Here is a 25,610-nt window from a genome sequence, read left to right on the forward strand (position 1 = left end):
GCATCGCCGTGACGGCAAGGTCGTCGTCCGTAAGAACATGGGTACGCACTTCGACGGCGGCACCGAGTGGACGAGTGGTTGGGGACGCTTTGTCGACGGCAAGGACTTGGGCCGTCTGTATTTCTCGGACGTGACGGGTGATGGCAAGGCTGATCTGGTCGAGCATCGCCGTGACGGCAAGGTCGTCGTCCGTAAGAACATGGGCACGCACTTCGACGGCGGCACCGACTGGTCCAGTGGGTGGGGACGCTTTGTCGACGGCAAGGACATGGGCGTCCTGCGGTTCGCCGATGCCAACGGCGACAAGAAGGCCGACCTGTTCGCCTACGTGATCAACGACGGCACTGTGTCCGTCCGTAAGAACATGGGCAATTACTTCGACGGCGGCACCGTGATGCTCACCCTCTGACAGCTCATCGAGTGGCCGCAGCCGGGCAGCAGCAATCCGGCTGCGGCCACACTGGATCTATCCGGCGGCAGTACCGGGGCAGGTCATACCACCGGGCGTCCAGTCTGAGCCAGGGCGTCCCTGACCTCGCGGACCACGCGGGCCGCATCCTCGGGGTTCTTCACCACGTCGGTGTTGTTCATGTCGATGACGAGAACCTCGCTGGCCGAGTAGTGCTTGTGGACCCAGTCGTCGTAGCCGGACCAGAGGGTCCGGTAGTACTCGACGAGGTTCTCGTCCTGTTCGAAGGCGCGGCCCCGCAGGCCGATCCGGTGCAGCACGGTCTCGAAGTCCGCCTGCAGGTAGATCATGAGGTCCGGCGCCTTGCGGTAGGGCAGGCCGTCGATCTCGCGCATCATCTCGTCGAGCAGACCCTCGTACACCTGCATCTCGAGGGAGCTGATGCGGCCCAGGTCGTGGTTGACCTTGGCGAAGTACCAGTCCTCGTAGATGGAGCGGTCGAGGACGTTGTCGCCCTGCTTGTACGCCTCCTTGATCGCGGCGAACCGCGTCTGCAGGAAGTAGAGCTGCAGTAGGAAGGGGTAGCGCTTGGCCTGGATCTCCTCGGGCGTCGCCGTGTAGAAGAGCGGCAGGATCGGGTTGTCCTGGACACTCTCGTAGAAGACCTCGCTGCCCAGATCCTTGGCGATCAGCTCGGCGACACTCGTCTTGCCGATCCCGATCATGCCTCCGACGCAGATCACCGGCATGCCTCACTTCTCCCCGGGGCCATCTGTCCACCCGCGCGCGGACCCACCGCCCCCACGAGCCGCCGTGCAGCTTAGATGACAATGGAGGCAGGCTGCGCCATGGGCCCGAGGTGTGCGGAGTGGATCAGGGGCCGATGCGCTTGCGCGCCTCTGACCAGAGGCCGGTGCCGCGCAGGCGGGCTGGTTCGTTGTCCGCGTACTTGGTTTTGTGGCTCCGGCAAGAATTTCGTGGACGGAGATTGGATACCGGTGTGCAGCACTAACAAGATCCGGCACAGCGCCTGCCGGTCCGGGACCCGCGGACGGCCCTCCACCAACTTCCCCCCGGCCGGGGGCGGCAACGGCTCGATGAGCGACCGCAGTTCATCCGACACGATCCACGGCCGCGACTGACGTTTCGCCGTCAGCGCGCCCTTCCGCGTGGTTTGAGAGGGAGGTCGGGCAGCTTCGGCGCAGGCAGAGGCGCCCCGTCGTAGCCCTTCACCTCGCCGAATCGGGTCCCCTTCATCCAGTCCTCGCGAGCCTGCACGATCTCCTCCTGCGACCGGCCGACGAAGTTCCACCACATGATGAGTTCCTCTTCGAAGGGCTCGCCGCCGAGCAGCATGAGCTCCGCGTCGGAATCGGCCCGCAGGGGCAACTCGGTGCGGCCGCAGCCGAGATAGAGCATCGAACCCGGCAGTACGGGTACGCCGTCGACGTGCGCCTCGCCCGACATCGAGAGCACCCCGTACTCGAAGTCGGGGACGAGCGGCAGGCGTGTCTCGGTGCCGGAGGTGAGGGTGAGGTCGGCGCCGACGAGTGGTGAGTACGTGCTGCCGGGGGAGTGGGCCCCGTCGAGGTCGCCGAGGAGGACGGTCGCCTCGACGCCGGGGGCGGTGACCGTGGGCAGTTCGGCGTGGTGCTCGAACTTCGGGTCGATGTGCCGGTGCGCGTCCGGCAGTGCCACCCACAACTGGGCGCCGTGCAGGAAGCGGGCGTGCGACTTCGGCGACTCCTCCGAGTGCGAGATCGCCCGGCCCGACGTCATGAGACCGAGTTCGCGCGGGCGGATGGTCTGCAGGCTGCCGGTGGAGTCGCGGTGCAGCACCTCGCCGTCGTGCAGCCAGCTGACGGTCTGCAGGCCCATGTGAGGGTGGGGCGGCACCTGCATTCCCGGCTCGTCGGCGATGTCGTCGGGGCCGTAGTGGTCGACGAAGGCCCATGCCCCGATCATGCGGCGTCCGAGGTTCGGGAGGAGCCGGCGGACCTCGGTCGACGCGCCGAGGCGTACGCGGCGGGGGCTCAGCAGCTCGCGTACGGGTTCGGCGACGACGAAGCCGCGGCCGCCGCACAGGGACGGAACCGCCTGACGGTCAAGGTTGCTCATGCCGCTCAACCTAGCCTGCGATCATGGTGGAGCGGCAGACGTCCCCCGTCTTGGCACTCGCCCCTGTACCCCCCTCCCGCACCTCTGCTCCGCGAGGGAGCCTCCGCCCTCGCACGGGCCACCCGGATGGCCTAATTTCTGGTGGGCCGGAATAGCGGGATCACATCGCAGCAATCGTGCCGCCGAAGGCCTTTCCGCGGGAAATCCGCACACGTTCCGTGACGCTCCTGGTTGCGGAGTGCCGCGGGGCGGCGCGCGATGGAGGGGAAGCGTGCGTCGTCCGTGGCGAGAGTCGATTCTGCCCGTCGCGCGCTCCAAGGGAGTGATCACCCATGACGCAGGGCGAGGCCTTCACCAATCCCGACGGGCTTGCGGGCCTGACGGCCTATGACCAGACCGGCGAAAAGATCGGCAGCGTCGAGCAGATCTACCTCGACGACCGTAGTGGTCGTCCCGAGTGGGTGACCGTCAAGACCGGTCTCTTCGGGATGAAGCAGAGCTTCGTCCCGCTCGCCGGCGCCCGTCGCCAGGAGGACCAGCTGCACGTGGCGACCACGAAGGAGGCCGTCAAGGACGCCCCGCGCGTGGACGCCGACCAGCACCTCGAGCCGGAGCAGGAGCACGAGCTCTACCGCCACTACGGCCTCGCGCGGCCCGAGGGCGCCGGTGGCATGGCGGGCGGCATGCGGCCCGGCACCGCGCCGGCGGCAGGCGGCCGTGGCCGCGGCGACATGGCCGGAGCGGGCGCGGGCGGCGGTCGCGAGTTCGCGACCCGTGCCGGTATCGGCGAGCACCACAACGAGGAGATGGTCCGGTCCGAGGAGCGGCTGCGCGTCGGCAAGGAGGAGGAGACGGTCGGCCGGGCCCGGCTGCGGAAGGTCGTCGTCACCGAGGACGTGACGACGTCCGTACCTCTCTCGCACGAGGAGGTTCGTGTGGTCCGCGAACCCATCCGCGAGGGTGACGGCACCCGCGCGAAGATCGGCGAGGAAGAGGCCGAGGTGACCCTGCACGCCGAGAAGCCGGTGGTCCGCAAGGAAGCGGTGCCGGTGGAGCGTGTGCGCCTGGAGACGGAGAACGTCACCGAGACCCGCGAGGTCTCCGACCAGGTGCGCAAGGAGCAGATCGAGTTCGACCGCGCCAAGGGCGAGCGTGGCCGCGGTGACGCGAAGGGCCAGGACTGGCGCGACCGGAAGCAGGGCCCGCGCCACTGACGCCTCGCTTTTCAGGGCTCCCTGGCCGGGGGCAGCTGATAGGCAGTGGACAGAGGGAGGGAACACCCGTACTGGGTGTTCCCTCCCTCTCGTGCGCCTGAGCGCTACTTGCGTCCTGCACCCGCCGCCACCGTTGTCGTCCGACTCCGACTCCGACTCCGATTCCGCCTTCGCCCGGACCGTGCGGGACTCGCTCCTGGCCGACCCGATCTCCTGTGCCGAGCCGCTGACCGGCGTTCACCTCACCCGCAGCACCGTCAACCGGCGCCCCAGGCCCCCCATGATGCTCTCCTAGGACGCGCCGCGCGAGGCCACAGCGCCTGACGCGTGGCCCCCGGGCCTGAAACTGGTGCGTATGCGTTCGGGACTTGACTGATGAGGCGCATCTATTGACGTGGCTTCTTCAGGAAATTTATGGTCCCTGGACCCTCCCAGGTGAACCAGAGTGACGGAGAACAATGACGTACTCCCTCGGCGTACGGCCGCGCGCCGCCCAGCTGACCGCGGTGCTTCTGGCCGGGGCGCTCGTCGCCTCGGTGCCGTCGGCGGCCTCGCAGACAGCGCGGAGCACCGCCACCGCCGCCACAGACGCCACCCCCGCCGCGAACTGCCGCCGTAGCGACGGCTGGACGCTCGGCGCCAGCAAATCCGACACGAAGGACACCCACCACGCCTACGTCGGCAACGGCTACCTCGGGCAGCGCGTGCCGCCGAACGGTGCCGGATACGCCGACAGCGAGGTCAAGACGGGCTGGCCGCTGTTCACGCCGCGCTACGACGGTTCCTTCGTGTCCGGCCTCTACGCCCACAACAAGCAGACCGCCGAGGACCGGCAGGCCGTCGCCGCCCTGCCCACCTGGTCCGCGCTCACCGTCGGCACCGGCGGAGCGCAGGGCGATACCTTCAACTCTTCGACGCCGGCCGGCCGGATCTCCCACTACCGTCAGACGCTGCTCCTGCACTGCGGTGTGGTGCGTACGTCGTTGACATGGACCGCTACCGACGGCCGCCGGACCGACCTCGTCTACGAGGTGCTCGCCGACCGCGCCAACCCGCACGCGGGCGCCGTACGCATGCGGATGACGCCGCACTGGAGTGGCAAGGCCACCGTCACCGACGTGCTGGACGGTCGCGGCGCGCGGCGCATCCGGCAGACCGGCGGCGGCGACCGGACCAACGGGCACCGCGGCGACGGCCGGTCCGGGCCGACCATGGATGTGGCGTTCCGTACGGACGGCACGAAGGTCGACGGTGCCGTGTCCTCCACGCTCCGCGCCGACGGTGGCGTATCCGGTGCGAGGGCCCAGCGGGCCGATGGCGCACGCATGTTGACGGCCCATCAGTCCACGTCCGTGCCTGTCCGGCGCGGCCGGTCCTACGGCTTCACCAAGTACGTGGGCGTCGACACGGCCCTGACCTCCCGCGCGCCGCGCCGGGACGCCACCGCCACCTCGCGGCGCGCCGCCGACCGCGGCTGGCAGGAGCTGCTGCGCTCCCACACCGCTGCCTGGTCGCGGCTGTGGCGCAGCGACATCGAGGTGCCGGGGCGGCGCGACCTGCAGTCGTGGGTGCGCTCGGCGCAGTACGGACTGTTCTCCAGCACCCGCGAGGGCGCGTCCAACAGCATCGCCCCGGCGGGCCTGACCAGCGACAACTACGCTGGCCTCGTCTTCTGGGACGCGGAGACGTGGATGTACCCGGGGCTGCTCGCCACCCGCCCCGAACTCGCCAAGTCCGTGGTCGACTACCGCTACCGCACGCGCGCCGGAGCGCGCCAGAACGCCCGGGGCCTCGGCTACCACGGCCTCTTCTACCCCTGGAACAGCGGGAGTTCGGGCAACCTGGCCGAGGAGTGCCACAGCGTCGACCCGCCGCACTGCCGCACGCAGATCCACCTCCAGTCCGACATCTCCCTGGCCACTTGGCAGTACTACCTCGCCACCAAGGACACGCGCTGGCTGCGCGGGCGCGGCTGGCCGGTGATGAAGGGCATCGCCGAGTTCTGGGCGGACCGCGTCAGCCGCAACAATGACGGCAGTTACTCGGTCAAGGACACGGCCGGACCCGACGAGTACAGCAACGGCGTCGACGACGCGGTCTTCACCAACGCCGGCGCCGTCACCGCTCTGCGCCACGCCACCCGCGCCGCCGAACTGCTGGGCGAGCGGGCCCCCGTCGAGTGGAAGTCGATCGCCGACCGCATCCGGATCCCGTACGACGAGAAGCGCAAGGTCTTCCAGCAGTACGACGGGTACGACGGCGGCACCATCAAGCAGGCCGACACGGTCCTGCTGATGTACCCGCTGGAGTGGCCGATGCCCGAGGGTGCCGCGGCCGGCACCCTCGACTACTACGCGCAGCGCACCGACCCCGACGGCCCGGCCATGACGGACTCGGTGCACGCCATCGACGCCGCCGGGATCGGTGAGCCCGGCTGCTCCGCGTACACGTACTTGGAGCGCTCCATCAAGCCGTTCGTGCGCGGCCCCTTCGCGCAGTTCTCGGAGGCCCGCGGTGACAAGGCGGGCGCCTCGGACCCGCTGTCGGGCTCGCCCGCGCACGACTTCCTCACCGGGAAGGGCGGCTTCCTGCAGGTCTTCACCAACGGCCTGACCGGCCTGCGGATGCGCGAGGACCGCCTCCACCTCGACCCGATGCTGCCCCCGCAGCTCGACCGCGGCGTCACCCTGCGCGGCCTGACCTGGCAGGGCCGTACGTACGACATCGCCATCGGTGCGCACCGCACCACCGTGCGCCTCACCGACGGTGAACCGATGACACTCGACACCCCGCAGGGCCGGCAGATCGTCAGCAAGGGCGTTCCGGCCGTGCTCAAGACCCGCCGCCCCGACCTCACGCCCACCACCAACGCGGCGCGCTGCACCGGCGCGACGGCCTCCTCCCAGCAGCCCGGCATGTACGCGGGCGCAGCCGTCGACGGCAACACGGCGACGGCCTGGGTCCCGGACGGAGCCCACGGCCGGCTGACGACGGACCTCACCAAGCCCGTCCGCGTCAAGAAGGTCACCCCCACCTGGACCGACACCAAGCCCGTGACGCACACCGTCGAGCTCTCCCTCGACGGCAAACACTGGCACCGCGCGCCCGCCGAAACAGCCGACGGCGCTCTCGCGCGGTACGTGCGGGTGACGGTGCGGGGCGACGCGGACGCGAAGAAGCATCCGGGAATCGCGGAGCTGACAGTGAACTGACGCCGCATGAGCCCCCTGTCGGTCTGAGAGCCTGAGAGCCTCAGGGCCTTTCGGACGGCAGGGGGCTCAGGGCGGGCCAGCGGGTCAGCATGCCGGTCCGCATGGATGCGGCCAGGTCGCCCAGGTCCTTCAGTTCGCCGCTCTCCGCCGTCATCCGGCTGACCACCCCGAGGCGGTGTGCCAGGCGTTGCCGGGCCGTTGCCGTACCCCAACGCCAGTCCCGTCGGGGGAGCTCGGCCAGATGGTCGACTGAGCCCCGGTGGGCCCGCTGGACCAGCGCGTCGCCCCGCAGCACCCAGCCCGCGCACGCATCCGTGAGATCGCCCTGCGCGTCGGTGCCCGTGGCCTCGCGCCAAGCCGTGCGGTAGGCGGCCTCGGCCGCTGTCAGCAGGGGCGGGGCGGGAATGGTCGAGCACCAGCAGGTCGGAAAGCCGATACGGAGGTAGGCGAGCTCGACGAGTCCGTCGCCCAGTGACGCCTGCTCGAAGTCGATGAACCTGATGCCGTCGCGGGTGTGCATGTCGTTGCCGGGACAGGGGTCGCCGTGCAGCAGCGAGCGGCGGGGCGTGCGCGCCAGCCGGCCCACGAGGTCGGCCAAGGTGGCTGGAACGGTCGGCGGCACCTCGGCACCGAGCGTCCGGGCGAGCCGAAGGAAGGAGTCGATGTCGGCCTGGTCCGGGGCCGTCCAGGTGGGGAGGGTGCTCGCGGTGTCCGCGTCGGCGGCCGCGTGGAGCCGGGCCAGCGCGGTCGCGTACTCGATCACCCAGTCCGCACGCGGCGGCCCTTCCTCCAGGTGTTCCAGGACCAGGACCCGGTCGAGGGGGTCGGTGCCGAGGAGCGCCGGCACCACCGGCGGGTCGACGTGGGCCGCGAGCCGCAGCGCGGCGACCTCGCGCGCGTACCGGTCGGCGGCGTCCGGCCCTTCGACGAGCTGCTTGACCACCACAGGCGTGCCGGACAACTCGGCTCGCCACACCCGGGATCGCGGGCTGCTGGCCAGTTTGCGGGCCCGGCCGGGCACACCCAGCTCCGCCGTCAGTCTTTCCCCGAACGGTAACCGTGACTTCATGGCACGCATCCTCGCACGACGCGCCGATCCGGCCCCGCGCGGCGAGCGAGGGGCCGAATCGGCGCGGACCGTGCCGTGTCGTCAAGACGTGTCGTCAGGAAGCGGAGAGCTCCTCGCGGACCGTTCTGGCCGCCGCGACCAGGTTCTCCAGGGACGACCGTGTCTCGGGCCAGCCGCGCGTCTTCAGGCCGCAGTCCGGATTGACCCACAGCCGTTCGGCGGGGATCGCCTCGAGTCCCGTGCGCAACAGGGCCGCGGCCTCGTCGGCGCTCGGCACCCGCGGCGAGTGGATGTCGTACACGCCAGGACCCGCCTCCCGCGGATAGCCGTGCGCCGCGAGCTCCCGGGCGACCTGCATGTGGGAGCGGGCCGCCTCCAGGCTGATGACGTCGGCGTCGAGGTCGTCGATGGCCTGGACGATGTCACCGAACTCGGCGTAGCACATGTGCGTATGGATCTGCGTGTCCGGCCGCACCCCGCTCGTGGTGAGACGGAACGCCTCGGTCGCCCAGGCCAGATAGGCCGGGTGGTCGGCGGCGCGCAGCGGCAGCGTCTCGCGCAGCGCGGGCTCGTCGACCTGGATGACCGACGTCCCGGCCGCCTCCAGGCCGACGACCTCGTCGCGCAGGGCGAGGGCGACCTGGCGGGCGGTGTCCCCGAGCGGCTGGTCGTCACGGACGAAGGACCAGGCGAGCATGGTGACGGGGCCGGTGAGCATGCCCTTGACGGGGCGGCCGGTGAGCGACTGGGCGTATGTCGTCCAGCGCACCGTCATCGGCTCGGGCCGCGAAATGTCACCCGCGAGGATCGGCGGTCGCACATAGCGGGTGCCGTAGGACTGGACCCAGCCGTGCTGGGTGGCGAGGTACCCGGTGAGCTGCTCGGCGAAGTACTGCACCATGTCGTTGCGTTCGGGCTCGCCGTGCACCAGGACGTCGATGCCCGCCTTCTCCTGGAAGGAGATCACTTCCTGGATCTCGGCCTTGATGCGCTCCTCGTACCCGTCACCGTCGATCCGGCCGGCCCGCAAGTCGGCGCGGGCGGCCCGCAGTTCGCCGGTCTGCGGGAAGGAGCCGATGGTGGTCGTCGGGAGGAGCGGCAGGCCGAGGGCGGTGCGCTGGGCCGCCGCACGCTCCGCATACGGCTGGGAGCGGCGGGCGTCGGCCGCCGTCACGGCCCCGGTGCGGGCGCGGACGGCCGGGTCACGGGTGATGGGGGAGCCGGCCCGGGAAGCCAGATCGGCGCGGTTCGCGGCGAGTTGGGTGGAGATCGTGTCGGTGCCCTGGGCCAGGCCCCGTGCGAGCGTGACGATCTCGGTGGTCTTCTGGCGTGCGAAGGCCAGCCAGCGCAGGATCTGCGGCTCGATGTCCCGTTCGAGGGCCGCGTCGACGGGGACATGGAGCAGGGAGCAGGAGGCGGCCACGTCGACCCGGTCGGCCAGGCCGAGCAGCGTGCCGAGCGTGGTGAGGGACTTCTCCAGGTCGTTGACCCAGATGTTGCGTCCGTTGACGACGCCCGCCACCAGCCGCTTGCCGGGCAGCCCTCCGACGGCCGCGAGCGCGTCGAGGTTGGCGGCGGCCGCGTCGGTGAAGTCGAGTGCGAGGCCGTCGACCGGGGCCTTGGCGAGCACCGGAAGGGCGTCGCCGAGTCGGTCGAAGTACGAGGCGACCAGCAGTTTCGGCCGGTCGGTGAGGGCGCCGAGGTCGCGGTAGGCGCGCTCGGCCGCGTTGAGCTCGGCCGGCGTGCGGTCCTGGACGAGCGCGGGCTCGTCGAGCTGGACCCATTCGGCGCCCGCCGCGCGCAGGTCGGCGAGGACCTCGGCGTACACCGGCAGGAGGCGGTCGAGGAGGGTCAGCGGGTCGAAGTCGGCGGCCACCCCGGGGGCGGGCTTGGCCAGGAGGAGGTAGGTGACCGGGCCGACGAGGACGGGCCGCGCCGTCAGACCCAGCGCCCGGGCCTCCTTGAACTCGCCGACCTGCTTGGCGGAGTCGGCCCGGAACACCGTCCCGGGAGCCAACTCGGGGACCAGGTAGTGGTAGTTGGTGTCGAACCACTTCGTCATTTCCAGCGGCGCCACGTCCTGGGTGCCGCGCGCCATCGCGAAGTAGCCGTCGAGCGCGTCCGCGTCGACCGCGCGACGGTGCCGCTCGGGGAGGGCGCCGACCATGACGCTGGTGTCGAGGACGTGGTCGTAGTACGAGAAGTCGCCGGTCGGGACTTCGCCGATGCCGGCGTCGGCGAGTTCACGCCAGTTCGAGCGGCGGAGCTCGGCGGCGGCGTCCCGGAGGGCGTCCGCGGTGACGCGGCCCTTCCAGTAGCCCTCGATCGCCTTCTTGAGTTCCCGGTTGGCACCCTGGCGGGGGTAGCCGTACACGGTGGCCCGTACTGCCGCGGCTGCGGGCTTGGTGGTCACGGAGATCTCCTTCGCGAGATGAATCCCTGAGATCCCGGAGACGGGACGAGAGCGCGAAGGGTGGCAGCACCGGGCGGTTCGGGATCGCGTGGTCGACGCGGTCGTCCGTCCAGTGTGTACGCCGACCCGCCCTCGAGGTCACCGAGATATCCGCGCACGAATGGTTCGCACACGGACAGCGGGCAGGTCTTCGGACTCACGGGCCCGTCCAGCGCCTTCCTGAAGAAGGCGGTCGGACACCTACTGGCCGTCGCTTCCCAGGACCGGAGTGGCGGTCCCAGTGCATGTGACGGCGGTCGTTCCCGCTCACCGCTGCGGGGCAGTCCCGGATTCACACCGGGTTCCCTCTTGCGACGCTCCCGCCTGGCGGACGGGGCGAACCAGCTGTACGGATCACCATACGGGGCCACCCGCCGGTGGACCGCGTCGCGTTGGGCATTGGAAGGGTGAGGTGGAACACGTGAGGTGGGTGCTTCGCCGACGCGGCGGGCGGGAAGTGGAGGGCGGTGGCCCCCCGGGGGGAGCCCCCCCCCGAAAGGCACGGCCGACGCGCTCCCGCGCCGGGGCGGCCGTACCGTGGCTGCCATGTGCTGGAGCGAGACGGCCGACCTCGTCGCAGGCGCGGGCATCACGGCCGTGGGGGTCGCCTCCGTGACCCTGGCGGCCCGGCGCCCCCGTGACCTGCCGCTGGCCGCGCTGCCGCTCCTCCTGGGCCTCCACCAGATCATCGAGGCAGCCGTCTGGCACCACGACGGCGGCACCGGGCCCGCCACCGTTGCCTGGGCCGTCATCGCGCTCCCGCTCCTTCCGCTGTGGGTACCGGCGGCCGTGCTGTGCTCCGCGCCGCCGAGCGCTCGCCGCCGCCTCCTCGTGCCGCTGGCGGCGGGCATCGCAACGGCGGCGACGCTCACCTACGTGCTGGCGGCCCGCACCGTGACGGCCGGGATCCGGGGGCACACGGTCGGATACTCCCTTGGCCTGCCGCAGGCGCAGCTGATCGTCGCCGGCTACCTCCTCGCCACCATCGGCTCCCTGCTCTTGTCCGGCGACCGGGGCCTGGTCCTCTTCGGCGTCCTGGTCGCGGTCGGGGCCGCGGTCTCCGTCGTGCTGTGGCGGCAGGAGTACATCTCGACGTGGTGCGCGTTCGCCGCGGTGTGCTCGGTGGTCCTGCTGCGCTGGGTCGTAAGCCGCCGTCCGCCGCGCCGGGCGTCGCGACCCTGCGGAGATCCGTCAGAAGGGCCCTAACCCCGGCACTCCTGTTCCCGGCGACCGGCCCCGCTGAGGAGGTCGACGCGCTGGCCCGCCCCCTCTTTGAGGACGTAGAGGGTGCCGTCCCCGGGGGACCAGTCCCGTGGGACGAGGAAGGTGCGGTCTCCGGAGACGTGGAACAGGCGCAGACCCGCGTACTCGTACGCGTACTGGCTGCCCTTGTCGGTGACGCGCCGGAAACAACTGCCGCCGCCCCGGATCATCAAGTCCTTCTCGCTGAAGACGACGACCGCGGGGAAGTCGCTCCGGAGGGTCCGTTCGGTCAGGTCCGCGCGGCCGCGGCCGGCGATCGCCGCGTACGCCGACACGGCCCAGAACAGTGACAGGACGCAGACGAACAGCGTGAGCCCCCAGAGCCGCAGGTCCCGGCGCGTGCGCGTGCGGGCGTACGCGTTGAGCGCGAAGCCGCCGATCGCGGTGAGCGGCAGCAGCAGGTCGAACAGCCACGGGCTGAGCGGATACAGCGGTACGAGGACGACGGGCACGGCCCAGGCGAACCGGAGCACCCGGACGGCGCGGGCGAGCCGTTCCGGTTCGCCCGCCGCCCAGCGGAGCAGCCCGAGCACGCCGAGGGCCGCACCCGCGGCCAGCCAGGCGGGGAGATAGAGAGCGCCGACACTGCGCAACAGATAGTCGCTGGTGGAGAAGTGGAACACGGTGTCGCGCAGCCCGAGCGCCTTGGTCTCGGCGTCGGTGCTCGCCCAGCCGAAGTAGAACAGGACCGCGGTCAGAAGGGTGACGAGGGACCCGATGGCGCCGACGATCTCCACCCAGCCGACTCTGGGGTCGGCGGGGAGTGTGGGAGGAGGCGGTGGTGCGGGTGGGGCGGGCTCGGGTTCTGGGTCAGGCGGGGGGTTTGGGGGCGGAGCCGGGTCCGGGGCGGGTCCCGGCGCGGGTTCTGGCTCCGGTCCTGGTCTCGGTTCGGGGGGCGGGGGCCCGCTCATCGGGCGAACGCGTTCGCCGGGCCGAGGGAGCCGGGCGACCGCGATACGGACGACGGCGAAGACGACCGGGAGGTAGGTGGCGCGACGCCGCTCCAGTCGAGGGTGAACGCCGCCCGCCTGGCGACCCGGGCCCCGTTCTTCGTCACGAGCGTCACGTCGATCACTGTGGGCCGCAGGCCACCGAAGCCGTCAGGCCCCGGCAGGTCCACGGCGATCGATCCGTCCTTGCAGCACCTCGCCTTGTCCTCCTCGTCGCCGAAGGGCCGCAGGCTGACTGGGCCCGTCAGCTCCCGTGCGCGCAGCTCCACGGTGGCCGGCGAGTCCGGCCAGGTGCCTTGGAAGTAGGCGGTCGAGCCGGGCGTGTACGTGGTGTCCGTGGCGGAGATCCCGCTGGCGCAGGCCGCGGTGCCCGTCGGGGCGGGCCGCAGCACCACTCGCTCGCCGGGGTGCTGACGGTAGTAGGCGACGAAGCGTTGGAGGACCGCGAAGGCATCCCCGTCCTTGCACAGGTATCCGGTGTTCCCCGGCCGGTACCCGGCCGTGCGCAGCCCCGCTTCGGCCTTGACCGCGATGGCCAGCCCGCCGGTCTCGCCCTGTGCGGCCTTACAGATCCCGGCGAGTCCTTCGATGGCCTTCCAGGCCTGCGGAGTCGCCGAGTTGTCGATCCGCCTGCCGGGGTCGACCGAGGTGTTGTAGGCCTGCTGGCACTCGCCCTTCTGCAGCAGGTCGTACAGGCTGTCGGGCTCGAAGGTCTCGTCCGTGTTGGGCGACTTGGGGCCCCACGGAAGCCAGCCAGGCGGCTGCCCCCCGCCACGGTGTCCGCCACCGCCACCACTGGAACCGCTGTCGGAACCCTCACCGGCTGCGGTACCGCCCTTGCCCCCGCCTCCACCACCGGTCTGCCAGGCCCCACTCGAAGAGCCACCCGACCCACCCGAAGACCCGCTCCTCGTGCCGCCCCCCGAGCCCCCGCTGTCCCCTGCGGCCCCCGTACCACCGCCGCCGGTGTCCGTCCCCGCGCTCCCGTCCAGGGCCCCCGAGCCACCTTCGCCACTCCGTGCCCCGCTGCCGGGCGACGCCGCTTCTCTTATCCCGAAGAACAGCCCCACCACCAGCACGAACCCGGCGACGGCATAAGCCCACATCGGAACCCGCACGGCACCTGAACCAGAGCGAACAGCCATGACGGCACCCCCGTATCGCCTCCTTTCATCATGCTCCGGAGGCGCGGCGCCTGGTATCCCTTCTGCCGATGGATGGGTCGGCCACGGACGGCCCGGGATTCACGGGCGCCAGTACAGCGCCGGGTCGGGGTGGTCGACGAAGCCCAGGTTGCGGTAGAGCGGTTCGCCCTCGGGGGAGGCGTACAGGTCCACGCGGGAGGCCTCACTCGCGCGGAACCAGTCGAGCAGCGCCTGCATGATCGCCCGGCTGTGGCCGCGTCGCCGGTACGCGGGGTCCGTGACCACGCCGATCACGTGGCCGACCCGGCCGTTGGGGTTGTGCGGACCGGGGAACCACTGGTCGACGGTGCCGATGCCGCAGGCGGCGAGGCCGTGTTCACCGTCCACGACGAGGATGCGCGCGGCGTCCGCCGTCAGCTGGTCCCGCAGGACCGAGGCGAGGTTGCGGCGCCATCCGTCCTCCTCCGGCGAGGGATTGAAGTACTCCCCGCCGAGGGTCTCGAAGAGCAGCGCCCGCAACCGCACGAGCTCAGGAAGGTCGGCCTCCACCGCCTGGCGGACGCCGGTGCGCAGAGGGGTGGGTTGTTCGCGGCACAGGGCGAGTTGTTCGGTGGGCTGTCTCATGACGATCACCCTGATGTAATGACCTTGTGCACAACAACCCTTACCCGCCCGGTGGTCGCCGCTGTTCGCGGCCAGATCCTCGGTCAGGTCCTGGCGGCCGGGTCCGTCAGCCGCAGGCCGTTCTCCCAGATGGTGTTGAGCGTCGTGACGAGCCGCTCGTACGGAATGCGCTGCCCGAGCACGAACACCATGTAGGCCATGCGGCTCACCATCACGGACAGGGCGTGCGCGGTGATCAGCGGGTCGAGGCTCGTGTCGGCCTGGCCGTTCTCCTGGAGGGTCCTGATGAGCTTGGCGTTGCGGCGGGCGAAGGCGTTGCCGCGCTCGATGCGCAGCGCCATGAACTGCTCGTCGACCTGGGCGACTTGCTCGAACAGCGCCATCAGACGTGCGTTCTTCTTGTACGCGCGCAGGTATTCGCGGTTCGAGGCGTCGATGAGCTCTCGGGGATCGGTGATGCCGGTGCGCTCGCGCAGGTGCGGGTGGAGCATTTCCTCCTGCACCTGCTCGACCAGCGCCTGGAAGATCTCGTCCTTGCTGTTGAAATACGTGTAGAACGACCCGGAGGCGACGTGTGCCGCTTTGGAGATGTCCGTGATGCGGGCGTCCAGATAGCCGTCGCGTTCGAACACCTCGCGGGCGGCGGCGATCAGGGCGTTGCGCGTCCTGACGCCGCGGGCGCTGCGGGGGGTGATCGGTTGCTTCTGACCGCCGTCTGCGGCCGGGGCCTGGGCAGCCACTGCGATCCATTCGCCGGAGGTCGAACCGGTACGCATCGGTTTTGCACGTATCGATTTGTACGTATCGGTTCTGTACGTATCAATGGCAGCGGATGTTATCAGCCGACTCCGGAGAGGAACTCCAGGAGAGCGGCGTTCACCTCGTCGGGCCGCTGCTGCTGGATCCAGTGGCCCGCGCCGTCGAGGACGATGTTTCCGCGCTGATCGGTCAGCATCCGGTCGAGGTCCTTCGCGGGCATGAACTGCGCGACGACGTCCTTGGAGCCGGTGATGAACAGTGCGGGCCGGGTGACGCGGCGGTCGGCCAGGTGCTCGGTGAGGGCCCAGTTGCGGTCCAGGTTGCGGTAGTAGTTGAGGCCACCGGTGAAGCCGGTCCGCTCGAACGTGTCCACGTAGTAGGCGAGTTCGTCGTCGTCGAGCCACGGGGGCGGCGACAGTTCGTCCTCAATGCGCTCGCTCCGGGCGGCCCACTCGGGGGAGTAGATCTCCTTCGTGACGAGGGTCCTGCGCACGTCCCGGTGCAGCGCCGCGTCCGCGACGCCCGGCTCCTGGAACCACACCATGTAGAAGTCGTCGCCGAGCCGCTCGCGCAGGATCGGCACCGGTGCCGCAGGTGCCCGTGTCGTCACCGGCACGCTCATCCCGGCCACCGCGCGCACCCGCTCCGGGTGGGCCAGGGCCAGCTGCCACACCACGGCCGCGCCCCAGTCGTGCCCCACGAAGACCGCGTCGTCCGCGCCCACGTCGTCGATGACCGCGATCAGGTCGCCGCAGAGCGTCAGGATGTCGTACGCGTCGGCGTCGGCGGGCCGTGTGCTCCCGCCGTAGCCCCGCATGTCGGGGACCAGGACGCGGTACCCGGCCTCCGCCAGCGCGAACAGCTGATGACGCCAGGAGAACGCCAGCTCGGGAAAACCGTGGCACAGCACCACCGGGGGTTGGCCGGGCCGTCCCTCGCCGTGGTCGAAGACCCTGAGGGTGACGTCGCCGACGGTGACCTCACGCGTCGCGACGCGCTCCCAGTCGGCGACCGAGATGTGAGTGCTCATGTGCGGATCTCCCTGTCGCGCGTATTGAACCTGGCATTGGGTTCAAAGGTACCGGAGCCGGTGCCGGGGACCGAGGGTCGATGGCTCTTGAACTTGAACCCGGATTCAAATACGTTGACGGGACCCGAGGTGAGTGAAGGTGCGGTTGCGTTCTTCGAGGACATCGGCAGGGAACTGGCCGACGATCCGCGGCTGTTGCTCGGGCCGCTCTCCAACTCCCCCGGGTGCGACTGCTACTTACCGCCCCGCCCGTGAGCACGGGCCGCAGGACCCGGCGGTGTATCCACCGGGCGAGGCCCGGGCCAGACTCAGTTCCCGACCGAGACCGTGGGAGGACGACCCGTGTTCGACGTGAGCGACAGGGCCAAGGAGTACCAGGAGCGGCTGCTCGCCTATATGGACGAGTACGTCTACCCCGCCGAGGCGGTCTACGAGGCACAGATGGCGGAGTCGGGCGACCCGCACTTCCACCCGCCGGTCCTCGAAGAGCTCAAGGCCGAGGCGAAGCGGCAGGAACTGTGGAACCTCTTCCACCCTCACCCCGAGTGGGGCCCCGGCCTGACCAACCTGGAGTACGCGACGCTCGCCGAGATCATGGGCCGCAGCGCACACCTCGCCCCCGAGGCCACCAACTGCAACGCGCCGGACACCGGCAACATGGAGGTCCTCACCCTCTTCGGCACCGACGAACACAAGGAGAAGTGGCTGAGGCCGCTGCTCGCGGGTGAGATCGCCTCCGCGTTCGCGATGACCGAACCCGCCGTCGCCAGCTCCGACGCCCGCAACATCGAGATGCGGATGGTCCGCGACGGCGACGACTACGTCCTCAACGGCCGCAAGTGGTGGACCTCGAACGCTCTGCACAGGAACTGCCGCGTGCTCATCGTCATGGGCAAGACGGACCCTGAAGGGCCGAGCCACCGGCAGCAGAGCATGATGGTCGTCCCGCTCGACACCCCCGGCGTCACGGTCCTGCGCGGCCTGCCCGTCTTCGGCTACCAGGACCGCGAGGGCCACGCGGAGGTGCTCTTCGAGAACGTCCGTGTGCCGCGCACCGCCCTGCTCGCGGGCGAGGGCGATGGCTTCATGATCAGCCAGGCTCGGCTCGGCCCCGGCCGCATCCATCACTGCATGCGCACGATCGGCATGGCGGAGCGCGCCCTCGACCTGATGATCGACCGTGCGCAGTCGCGTACGACGTTCGGCGCGCCCCTGTCCGACCGGGCCAACATCCAGGACTGGATCGCCGAGTCCCGTATCGAGATCGACATGGCGCGCCTGCTGACCCTCAAGGCCGCACATCTCATGGACACCGTCGGCAACAAGGAAGCCCGCACGGAGATCGCCGCGATCAAGGTCGCCGCGCCCGAGGCCGCCCTCAAGGTCGTCGACCGCGCGATCCAGGTGCATGGCGGCGCCGGCGTCAGCGACGACTTCCCGCTCGCGAGCATGTACGCCCACCTGCGCACCCTGCGCCTCGCCGACGGCCCCGACGAGGTGCACAAGCGCACCATCGCCGTGCGCGAGCTGCGGCGCCGCGAGTCCGAGCGGAATGCGCGATGAGTGGCCCGCTCGACGGAAGGGTCGCCGTCGTCACGGGCGCGTCGCGGGGCATCGGCCTCGCGGCGGCCGCGGCCCTGCGCGACCGCGGCGCCCAGGTCGTCATCACCTCGCGCAGCGCGGAACGCGCCGAGGAGGCGGCCCGTGAACTCGGCGGCGCCGTGGCCGGGTTCGGTGCCCACGCCACCGACGAAGCCGCCGCGCGCGCCTGCGTCGACCACACCGTGGCGACGTACGGACGCCTGGACATCCTGGTGAACAACGCCGGTACGAACCCCGCGTACGGCCCGGTCATCGACCAGGACCACGGTCGCTTCGCCAAGACGATGGACGTCAATCTGTGGGCGCCGATCCTGTGGACGTCGCTCGCGGTGAAGGCATGGATGGGGGAGCACGGCGGATCCGTCGTCAACACCGCCTCGATCGGCGGGCTTTCGGTGGCCCAGGATGTCGGCATCTATCACGTGTCCAAGGCCGCGCTCATCCACCTCACCAAGCAACTCGCCCTGGAACTCGGCCCGAAGGTCCGCGTGAACGCGATAGCCCCCGGCGTCGTGCGCACCCGGCTCGCCGAGGCGCTCTGGCAGGAGAATGAGGCGCGGGTCGCCGCGGCCACCCCGCTGGGGCGCATCGGCGAACCCGAGGACCTGGGGGAGGCCGTGGCGTTCCTCGCCGGTGACGGCGCGCGCTGGATCACCGGCGAGACGCTCGTCGTCGACGGCGGACAGCTCCTCGGGTCCGGGCCGCTGTGAGGGGTCCGGGGCCGCTGTGAGGGGGCCCGGGCCGGTCTGAGGGGTCCGGGTCCCGCGTCACATGTTCTTCGCGCCCGCCCTGATGGCGTCGCGGATGCGGTCGTACGTGCCGCAGCGGCAGATGTCGGGACGGCGGCCTCGGCCCGCTGACCGGCGGCCGTGTCGGCGTGTGGCCTGCCGTACGACGCGAGGCGGGCCCGGGCCCGAGGCCGGGAGACTTCGCTGATCGGGAGAGGCGGAGAGCTACCCGGGCGGGGCGGCCAGCGTCTCGCTCTGTCGGGAGCGCCGCAGCGAGGCGGCGACGAACCCCGAGGCCTTGAGCTCCTCGACGAGGTCACGGAGGAACTCGACCGTCCCGGGCGCGCGGCTCCGCGTCGTACCCACCGCCTGCCGGATCTGCATGAACCGGTCCTCGATCAGCCGCAGCTCGGGGTGGTCCGCCACGTACGCGGTCAGCGGCTGCCTGATGCCCGCAGCGACCTCCAGGCCTTCGGCGCGGAACACGTCGACTCCCTCCTCGCCGCGCACGACGCTCGCGTGCCGCAGCGTGCGGGAGAGGAACAGGTCGTAGGCGGAGCCCCGTTTCACCCCGATCCGCACCCCCGCCCGGTCGACGTCGGCCGCCGCGGTGAAGGGCGATTCCCTGGGCACGGCGTACACGCCCTCGATCACGACGTACGGCGCCGTGAAGGCGACCTCGGCCTCGCGGGCGGGCTCGACGGCGAGGAAGCAGAGGTCGGCCCGGCCCTCCGCCATGGCCTCGTACGACTTGCGTGCCGCGTCGAAGCAGAGGAGTTCCACGGGGACGCCGAGGCGGTCGCCGATCTCGCGTGCGATGTCGACGGTGATGCCGGAGGGTGCCGCCGAAGTGCCCTGGGCGAGGACCGGGTTGCCCAGGTTGATGGACGCCCGGAGCACGCCGGCCGGGGCCAGGTCCTGGGCGACGGCAGCAGGCGTGATCTTCATGAGGCGGAGTTTAGGACATGCCCCTGGGGGACGTCCGCGAGAGGCCATCCCCTCCGAGCCCTGCCCTGCCCGCCGAACACCGTGCGTACCGGCCTGCCTACCGCTCGGTCCCCGTATCGCAGCACGTCGCTCGATGTTCGCCTCTGCTTCACCCGCCGCTGTCGTGGATCGGCGAGCATCTGAGGTCCGGCCCGGAGCCGGTCGAGATCCATGTCGCGGTACCCCGAGGGGACAACGTTGCAACGCCCACGTCCAGGACGTACGTACCAAGGAGGCAGAACGCGCACGGCGGTCTCCCTCACGGCCCTCCTTTCGCTCTCCCTGGCGGGATGCGGTGTCGCGGGCATCGGGGGTGACGACGAGGACGGCGACGAGCGCGCCGCCGCGCGCTCCTCCGCCGTCGCGGGGATCGACTGCGCCGACACCGGCAAGGTTCCGGGCACCGGGTCGAGCGCCCAGCAGAACGCCATGAAGTACTGGATCAAGCAGTACCAGAGCGTGTGCCCGGGCGTGCGGATCGCGTACAACCCGATCGGCTCAGGGGCGGGCGGCGCGCAGTTCCTGCGGGGTGCGACCGCGTTCGGCGGCTCCGACAGCGCGCTGAAGCCCGAGGAGGTCGAGCGCTCGAAGGGCGTCTGCCGGGGCGGGCGCGCGATCGACCTGCCCATGGTCGGCGGGCCCATCGCGATCGGGTACGACCTGCCGGGCGTGGAGGACCTCGTCCTGGACGCTCCGACCCTCGCCAGGATCTTCGACCGGAAGATCACCTCCTGGGACGACCCGGAGATCCGGCGCCTCAACCCCGACGCCGATCTGCCGTCCATGCCGGTCCGCCCCGTGCACCGGTCGGACGACTCCGGGACCACGCAGAACTTCCAGGCCTACCTCGCGGGCGCGGCGCCCGGCGCCTGGGCCCACCCGGTCGGCAAGGCCTGGCAGGGCGGGGGTGGCGCCTCCGCGAGCGGGTCCAGTGGCGTGGCATCGGAGGTGACCTCGGGGTTCGGCGCCATCGGCTACTTCGAGCTGTCCTTCGCGCGGGACCGGCGGATAGAGACCGTGAGCATCGACACGGGCGCGCCCGCCCCGGTCGCACCGACGCCCACGACGGCGTCTGCCGGGATCGCGCAGGCGCGCGTCGCGGGCAAGGGCCGGGACATGAAGCTGAAGTTCCGCTACGGCGCCGCGAATCCGGGCGCGTACCCGATCGTCCAGGTGACCTACGAGATCGTCTGCGACAAGGGGAACCGCAAGGAGACGCTGCCCGCCCTCAAGTCGTTCCTGACGTACACGGCGAGCAAGGCGGGCCAGAAGGAACTGTCCGGCCTGCACTACGCGCCGCTCCCGGAGTCGGTCGCCGGTCAGGTGCGCGACGTGGTCGGCACGCTGTCCTGACGTACGGATGCGGGATCACGTGCGGGTGATCCCCGTCGCGCTCACTCTCGTCATCGAGGTAGCCGGTCTTTGAGTATCCGTACTCATGATCGGGATCCACGGCTCGCGCAAGCTGGTGTGGCAACGGCATGACGAGTCGACGTGAAGGAGTCAACAGTGGCCAGGAAGAACCGAGTTCGTACCGCCCCGCCAGCGGTCGGCGGCCGTGCGGCGCGGGCCGTGGTGGGACTCGCGCTGGCGGGCGTGGCGGGCGCCGTGCTCTCCGGCTGCTCCACGCAGGACGCGACCTGTGGCGGCGGCGAGTATCCCGTCCTGCGGGTGGGCAGCAGCGGGTCCGCGTGTCAGCCCGACGGAGAAGAGCCGCCCAAGGGCTACGCCCGCTACCCGGAGGGGAAGGTCCCCGAGCATGTCGGGGACAAGTGGGGCACGTACTGGAACGACCACACGCTCGACAAGGACGGCAGGATCGTCAAGCTGAAGGACGGCGAGTGAGCGGGCGGACACCGACTCGCCCGACGGGGTGGACTTACTAGGACGTCCAACTATATGTTCGTGACCAGAGCCCGCGGTGCAGGGAAGCCGGTGTGAATCCGGCGCGGTCCCGCCACTGTGACCGGGGAGTGCGTTCTCGCCGAGCGATACGCCACTGACGGAGCAAGTCCCGTCGGGAAGGCAGGGGAACGTGCGCTGATCCGGGAGTCAGGATACCGGCCGCGGGGTGTTCCGTGTTGTCCACGAGGATGGAGCAGACACGCATGGCACCGGTCCGTGACCACGACCCAGGTGATCCGGCGAAGCGAGCGGCGACCCCTGTCGACGCCCGACTCCACGACGGCTCTTAGGCCTTCGCGTCCCACGTCAGAACCGCGCGCCCACCTCACCCGGTGGCGTCGTCGGCCTGCCGTGCCATCCCCGGACTCACCTGACGAGAGCAGGCTCTCATGGTCCGTGAACTGACACATTTCATCGGCGGCAAGCATGTGCGCGGGGCGTCCGGGCTCTTCGCCGATGTGTACGACCCCAACACCGGTTGCGTACAGGCACATGTGCCGCTGGCCGGGCGTGACGAGACGGTCGCGGCGATCGCCGACGCCGAGTCGGCGCAGCGTGCGTGGGGTGAGTGGAACCCGCAGCGGCGCGCCCGCGTCCTGCTGCGCTTCCTCCAACTCGTCGACGAGGAGCGGGAGTCCCTGGCCCGGCTGCTCTCCCGCGAGCACGGCAAGACGGTCGCCGACGCCCACGGTGACCTGCAACGCGGCCTCGAAGTCGTCGAGTTCGCCGCGGGCATCCCGCACCTCCTGAAGGGCGAGTTCACCGACAACGCCGGCACCGGCATCGACGTGCACTCCCTGCGGGTGCCCCTCGGTGTCACCGCCGGGATCACCCCGTTCAACTTCCCCGCGATGATCCCGCTGTGGAAGGCGGCCCCCGCGCTCGCCTGTGGCAACTCCTTCGTCCTCAAGCCGTCCGAACGCGCGCCCTCCGTACCGCTCAGGCTCGCCGAGCTGTTCCTGGAGGCGGGCCTGCCGCCCGGTGTCCTGAACGTCGTCAACGGAGGCAAGGAGACCGTCGACACCCTCCTGGAGGACCCCCGGGTCCAGGCGCTCGGCTTCGTCGGGTCCACGCCGATCGCCGCGCACATCTACGCCACCGCCGCCGCGCACGGCAAACGCGCCCAGTGCTTCGGCGGCGCCAAGAACCACATGATCGTCATGCCCGACGCCGACCTCGACCAGGCCGTGGACGCCCTCATCGGTGCCGGGTACGGCTCGGCGGGGGAGCGTTGCATGGCCATCGCGGTCGCCGTCCCCGTGGGCGAGGGGACCGCCGACGCGCTCGTCGCCCGGCTCAAGGAACGCGTCGCGGACCTGCGCATCGGCCGCTCCGACGACCCCGGGACGGACTTCGGCCCGCTGGTGAGCCGCGACGCGCTCGACCGGGTCCGCCGCTACGTGGACGTCGGCGTCAGCGAAGGGGCCGAACTGGTCGTGGACGGACGGGACTTCACGCTGCCCGGTCACGAGAACGGCTTCTTTGCCGGAGCCACGCTCTTCGACCGCGTCTCGCCCCGCATGCGGATCTACCGTGAGGAGATCTTCGGCCCGGTGCTGTGCGTGGTCCGCGCGGCCGACTACGAGACCGCTCTGCGCCTGCCCACCGAACACCCCTACGGCAACGGCGTCGCCCTCTTCACCAGGGACGGCGACACCGCCCGCGACTTCACCCGCCGCGTCGGCGCGGGCATGGTCGGGGTCAACGTGCCGATCCCCGTCCCGGTGGCTTACCACACCTTCGGCGGCTGGAAGCGGTCCGGCTTCGGCGATCTCAACCAGCACGGCCCCGACGCCGTCCGCTTCTACACCCGTACGAAGACCGTCACCTCGCGCTGGCCCTCCGGGGCCAGGGAGGGCGCGAGTTTCACCATCCCGACGATGGGATGACGGCGATGACATCGATGGCCACCACCCTCACCAAGGACCAGCTCGCACTGGCCGAGGTCACACTCGACTTCGCCGACACGTATCTGGCGCCGCACGCCGTCGCCTGGGACCGCGACAAACACTTCCCTGTGGACGTCCTGCGCAAGGCCGCCGAACTGGGCCTCGGTGGTGTCTACGTATCCGAGGAGCACGGCGGTTCCGGGCTCGGCCGCACCGACGGAACCCTCGTGTTCGAGGCCCTGGCCACCGGGTGCCCCTCCATCGCGGGTTACCTCTCCATCCACAACATGGTCGCCTGGATGATCGACCGGTACGGCGACGAGGGGCAGCGCGCCCGCTGGCTGCCCGACCTGTGCACGGCCGCGTCCCTGGGCAGCTACTGCCTCACCGAACCGGGTGCAGGATCGGACGCGGCGGCCCTGCGGACGCGGGCCGAACGCCACGGCGACGGATACGTCCTGACCGGCGTCAAGCAGTTCATCTCCGGAGCGGGCGCATCGGACGTGTACGTCGTCATGGCCCGTACCGGCGAGGAGGGGCCGGACGGCATCTCCGCGTTCGTCGTCGAACGGGACGACCCCGGCCTCTCCTTCGGCGCCGATGAGCGCAAGATGGGCTGGAACGCCCAGCCGACCCGCCAGGTGCTCCTCGACGGTGTCCGTGTCCCTGCCGACCGGCGGCTCGGCGCCGAGGGGGACGGCTTCCGCATCGCCATGTCCGGCCTCAACGGCGGACGCCTCGGCATCGCGGCCTGCTCCCTGGGCGGCGCCCAGAGCGCCCTGCACCGCAGCGTGGCCTACCTCGCCGACCGTGAGGCGTTCGGCGCGTCCCTCCTGGACGCCCAGGCGCTGCGGTTCCGGCTCGCCGACATGGCCACTGAACTGTCGGCCGCCCGCGCGCTGGTGCGTCAGGCGGCCGACGCCCTCGACCGGGGCGACGCACGGGCCCCGCAGCTCTGCGCCATGGCCAAGCGGTTCGCCACCGACACCGGGTACTCCGTGGCCGACCGGGCGCTCCAACTCCACGGCGGCTACGGCTACTTGAGCGAGTACGGCATCGAGAAGATCGTCCGTGACCTGCGGGTCCACCAGATCCTGGAAGGAACCAACGAGATCATGCGCCTGATCGTGGCCCGCGGCCTGACCGAGGCCGTCCGATGAGCGCGGCCGACGACTCCGTGCTGCTGCGCGTCGAAGGCCGCGCGGCCCATGTGGTCCTCAACCGCCCCAAGGCCCTCAACGCTCTCACCCACACCATGGTGCGCCGCATCGACCAGGCGCTCGCCGGCTGGGAACGGGACTCCGGGGTCGAGACCGTCGTCCTCACCGGGGCGGGGGAGCGGGGCCTGTGCGCGGGCGGCGACATCCGGTCCATCCACGAGGACGTGACGAGGGGCAGCGGGGCCGGGGAGACGACGGGGGAGGCCACCCGGGGCTTCTGGCGCGACGAGTACCGTCTCGACGCCCGCATCGCGCGCTACCCGAAGCCATTCGTGGCCGTCATGGACGGCATCGTGATGGGCGGCGGTGTCGGCGTCTCGGCCCATGCGGACGTGCGCGTGGTCACCGAACGCTCCCGCGTGGCGATGCCCGAGACCGGCATCGGCTTCGTGCCCGACGTCGGCGCCACTTATCTGCTGGGCCTCGCGCCCGGCGGTCTCGGCATCCATCTCGCTCTCACCGGGGCGCAGTTGGCGGCCGGGGACGCGCTCAGGTGCGGCCTCGCCGACCACTTCGTACCGTCGTCGGCCCTGCCACGGCTGATCGCGGACCTCGCCGAGGCACCCGTACGAGACGTCCTCCCGCGATACGTCCAGGACGCGCCGCCCGCTCAACTGGCCGACGAGCGCGAGTGGATCGACCACTGCTACGCCGCCGACACCGTGGAGGAGATCGTCGACCGGCTCCGCGCGGACGGCTCACGCGCGGCGAAGGAGGCCGCGGAGACCCTGCTCGGGCGCTCGCCCACCGCACTCAAGGTGACCCTGGAGGCGCTGCGGCGCGCACGGGGTCTCGGTTCGTTGGAGGCCGTCCTCGACCAGGAGTACCGCGTCTCGTGCGCGGCCCTGACCTCGCACGACCTCGCGGAGGGCATTCGCGCCCAGGTCATCGACAAGGACCGCACACCGCGCTGGAGCCCCGGCACGCTCGCCGAGGTGGCCGCGGACGACGTCGTACGTTTCTTCGCGCCGCTCGGGGACCGTGAACTCGCGCTGAACGGCGGCGCCGTGACGCAGGAGGTGGCGTGGTGAACC

At 70.9% G+C, this 25,610-nt stretch carries 21 protein-coding genes, 1 pseudogene and 2 riboswitches; of the genes and pseudogenes, 12 read left to right on the forward strand and 10 right to left on the reverse strand.

Annotated features, from left to right (window positions below; translation table 11 throughout):
• Positions 1–409: pseudogene (locus ACFVYL_RS14670) on the forward strand (fusidic acid esterase FusH); the annotation flags it as partial.
• An 83-nt stretch (positions 410–492) separates the two neighbouring features.
• Here ACFVYL_RS14670 and ACFVYL_RS14675 read toward each other — a convergent pair.
• Together ACFVYL_RS14675 and ACFVYL_RS14680 are read right to left on the reverse strand one after the other, a co-directional pair.
• Positions 493–1,158 (reverse strand): deoxynucleoside kinase, encoded by a 666-nt coding sequence (locus ACFVYL_RS14675; RefSeq protein WP_389715523.1) that lies wholly within the window; start codon positions 1,156–1,158, stop codon positions 493–495.
• Between the two features lie 403 nt (positions 1,159–1,561).
• Positions 1,562–2,527 carry a pirin family protein gene (locus ACFVYL_RS14680; RefSeq protein ID WP_389715524.1) on the reverse strand — a complete coding sequence of 322 codons (966 nt, stop codon included), beginning with the start codon at positions 2,525–2,527 and terminating at the stop codon, positions 1,562–1,564.
• Positions 2,528–2,859: 332 nt separating this feature from the next.
• Between ACFVYL_RS14680 and ACFVYL_RS14685 the strand changes: the two genes are divergently transcribed.
• The 3 genes from ACFVYL_RS14685 (at position 2,860) to ACFVYL_RS14695 (ending at position 6,953) form a co-directional block, all read left to right on the forward strand.
• Complete coding sequence (locus ACFVYL_RS14685; protein WP_389715526.1) at positions 2,860–3,741, forward strand: DUF2382 domain-containing protein; 882 nt, start codon at positions 2,860–2,862, stop codon at positions 3,739–3,741.
• Between the two features lie 91 nt (positions 3,742–3,832).
• A complete protein-coding gene (locus ACFVYL_RS14690) occupies positions 3,833–4,036 on the forward strand; it encodes a hypothetical protein (protein WP_389715528.1) in 204 nt (67 codons plus the stop codon).
• Between the two features lie 163 nt (positions 4,037–4,199).
• A complete protein-coding gene (locus ACFVYL_RS14695; RefSeq protein WP_389715529.1) occupies positions 4,200–6,953 on the forward strand; it encodes a glycosyl hydrolase family 65 protein in 2,754 nt (917 codons plus the stop codon).
• 40 nt (positions 6,954–6,993) lie between these two features.
• On the opposite strand, the gene ACFVYL_RS14700 is transcribed toward ACFVYL_RS14695, so the two are convergent.
• Positions 6,994–8,022 (reverse strand): phosphotransferase, encoded by a 1,029-nt coding sequence (locus ACFVYL_RS14700; RefSeq protein ID WP_389715530.1) that lies wholly within the window; start codon positions 8,020–8,022, stop codon positions 6,994–6,996.
• A gap of 94 nt (positions 8,023–8,116) precedes the next feature.
• Positions 8,117–10,435 carry a 5-methyltetrahydropteroyltriglutamate--homocysteine S-methyltransferase gene (metE, locus tag ACFVYL_RS14705; protein WP_389715532.1) on the reverse strand — a complete coding sequence of 773 codons (2,319 nt, stop codon included), beginning with the start codon at positions 10,433–10,435 and terminating at the stop codon, positions 8,117–8,119.
• 163 nt (positions 10,436–10,598) lie between these two features.
• Positions 10,599–10,835: riboswitch (cobalamin riboswitch) on the reverse strand.
• A 185-nt stretch (positions 10,836–11,020) separates the two neighbouring features.
• Here metE and ACFVYL_RS14710 point away from each other — a divergent pair.
• Complete coding sequence (locus ACFVYL_RS14710) at positions 11,021–11,680, forward strand: DUF6629 family protein (protein ID WP_389715533.1); 660 nt, start codon at positions 11,021–11,023, stop codon at positions 11,678–11,680.
• Here ACFVYL_RS14710 and ACFVYL_RS14715 read toward each other — a convergent pair.
• The 5 genes from ACFVYL_RS14715 to ACFVYL_RS14735 form a co-directional block, all read right to left on the reverse strand.
• The gene (locus tag ACFVYL_RS14715) at positions 11,677–12,474 is read right to left on the reverse strand and encodes a hypothetical protein (RefSeq protein WP_389715534.1); all 798 of its coding nucleotides are present in this window, start codon (positions 12,472–12,474) and stop codon (positions 11,677–11,679) included. The genes ACFVYL_RS14710 and ACFVYL_RS14715 overlap by 4 nt on opposite strands.
• 170 nt (positions 12,475–12,644) lie before the next feature.
• The gene (locus ACFVYL_RS14720) at positions 12,645–13,793 is read right to left on the reverse strand and encodes a hypothetical protein (protein ID WP_389715536.1); all 1,149 of its coding nucleotides are present in this window, start codon (positions 13,791–13,793) and stop codon (positions 12,645–12,647) included.
• A 138-nt stretch (positions 13,794–13,931) separates the two neighbouring features.
• Complete coding sequence (locus tag ACFVYL_RS14725) at positions 13,932–14,456, reverse strand: GNAT family N-acetyltransferase (RefSeq protein WP_389715538.1); 525 nt, start codon at positions 14,454–14,456, stop codon at positions 13,932–13,934.
• Positions 14,457–14,539: 83 nt separating this feature from the next.
• Positions 14,540–15,196, reverse strand: a complete 657-nt coding sequence (locus tag ACFVYL_RS14730; protein WP_389715540.1) for a TetR/AcrR family transcriptional regulator — start codon at positions 15,194–15,196, stop codon at positions 14,540–14,542.
• Positions 15,197–15,294: 98 nt separating this feature from the next.
• On the reverse strand, positions 15,295–16,245 hold the full coding sequence (locus ACFVYL_RS14735) for an alpha/beta fold hydrolase (RefSeq protein WP_389715541.1): 951 nt from the start codon (positions 16,243–16,245) through the stop codon (positions 15,295–15,297).
• 342 nt (positions 16,246–16,587) lie between these two features.
• On the opposite strand from ACFVYL_RS14735, the gene ACFVYL_RS14740 reads away from it, so the two are divergent.
• On the forward strand, positions 16,588–17,808 hold the full coding sequence (locus ACFVYL_RS14740) for an acyl-CoA dehydrogenase family protein (protein WP_389715542.1): 1,221 nt from the start codon (positions 16,588–16,590) through the stop codon (positions 17,806–17,808).
• Entirely contained in the window at positions 17,805–18,557 is a 753-nt protein-coding gene (locus ACFVYL_RS14745) for an SDR family oxidoreductase (RefSeq protein ID WP_389715544.1), read from the forward strand. The genes ACFVYL_RS14740 and ACFVYL_RS14745 overlap by 4 nt, the downstream gene beginning before the upstream one ends.
• 243 nt (positions 18,558–18,800) lie before the next feature.
• On the opposite strand, the gene ACFVYL_RS14750 is transcribed toward ACFVYL_RS14745, so the two are convergent.
• The gene (locus ACFVYL_RS14750) at positions 18,801–19,523 is read right to left on the reverse strand and encodes a transporter substrate-binding domain-containing protein (protein WP_389715545.1); all 723 of its coding nucleotides are present in this window, start codon (positions 19,521–19,523) and stop codon (positions 18,801–18,803) included.
• Between the two features lie 237 nt (positions 19,524–19,760).
• On the opposite strand from ACFVYL_RS14750, the gene pstS reads away from it, so the two are divergent.
• The 5 genes from pstS (at position 19,761) to ACFVYL_RS14775 (ending at position 25,607) form a co-directional block, all read left to right on the forward strand.
• Positions 19,761–20,915 carry a phosphate ABC transporter substrate-binding protein PstS gene (gene pstS / locus ACFVYL_RS14755; protein ID WP_389715547.1) on the forward strand — a complete coding sequence of 385 codons (1,155 nt, stop codon included), beginning with the start codon at positions 19,761–19,763 and terminating at the stop codon, positions 20,913–20,915.
• 156 nt (positions 20,916–21,071) lie between these two features.
• Positions 21,072–21,407: an SCO0607 family lipoprotein gene (locus ACFVYL_RS14760; RefSeq protein ID WP_389715549.1), complete on the forward strand. Its 336-nt coding sequence runs from the start codon at positions 21,072–21,074 to the stop codon at positions 21,405–21,407.
• 57 nt (positions 21,408–21,464) lie between these two features.
• A riboswitch (cobalamin riboswitch) is annotated at positions 21,465–21,646 on the forward strand.
• A 210-nt stretch (positions 21,647–21,856) separates the two neighbouring features.
• Entirely contained in the window at positions 21,857–23,356 is a 1,500-nt protein-coding gene (locus ACFVYL_RS14765; protein WP_389715550.1) for a CoA-acylating methylmalonate-semialdehyde dehydrogenase, read from the forward strand.
• 14 nt (positions 23,357–23,370) lie between these two features.
• Positions 23,371–24,516, forward strand: a complete 1,146-nt coding sequence (locus tag ACFVYL_RS14770; protein ID WP_389715873.1) for an acyl-CoA dehydrogenase family protein — start codon at positions 23,371–23,373, stop codon at positions 24,514–24,516.
• On the forward strand, positions 24,513–25,607 hold the full coding sequence (locus ACFVYL_RS14775; protein WP_389715551.1) for an enoyl-CoA hydratase/isomerase family protein: 1,095 nt from the start codon (positions 24,513–24,515) through the stop codon (positions 25,605–25,607). Before ACFVYL_RS14770 ends, ACFVYL_RS14775 begins: the two co-directional genes overlap by 4 nt.
• The last annotated feature ends 3 nt before the right edge of the window (positions 25,608–25,610 follow it).

The sequence above is a fragment of the Streptomyces sp. NPDC058308 genome, from assembly GCF_042880275.1.
Lineage (GTDB): Bacteria > Actinomycetota > Actinomycetes > Streptomycetales > Streptomycetaceae > Streptomyces.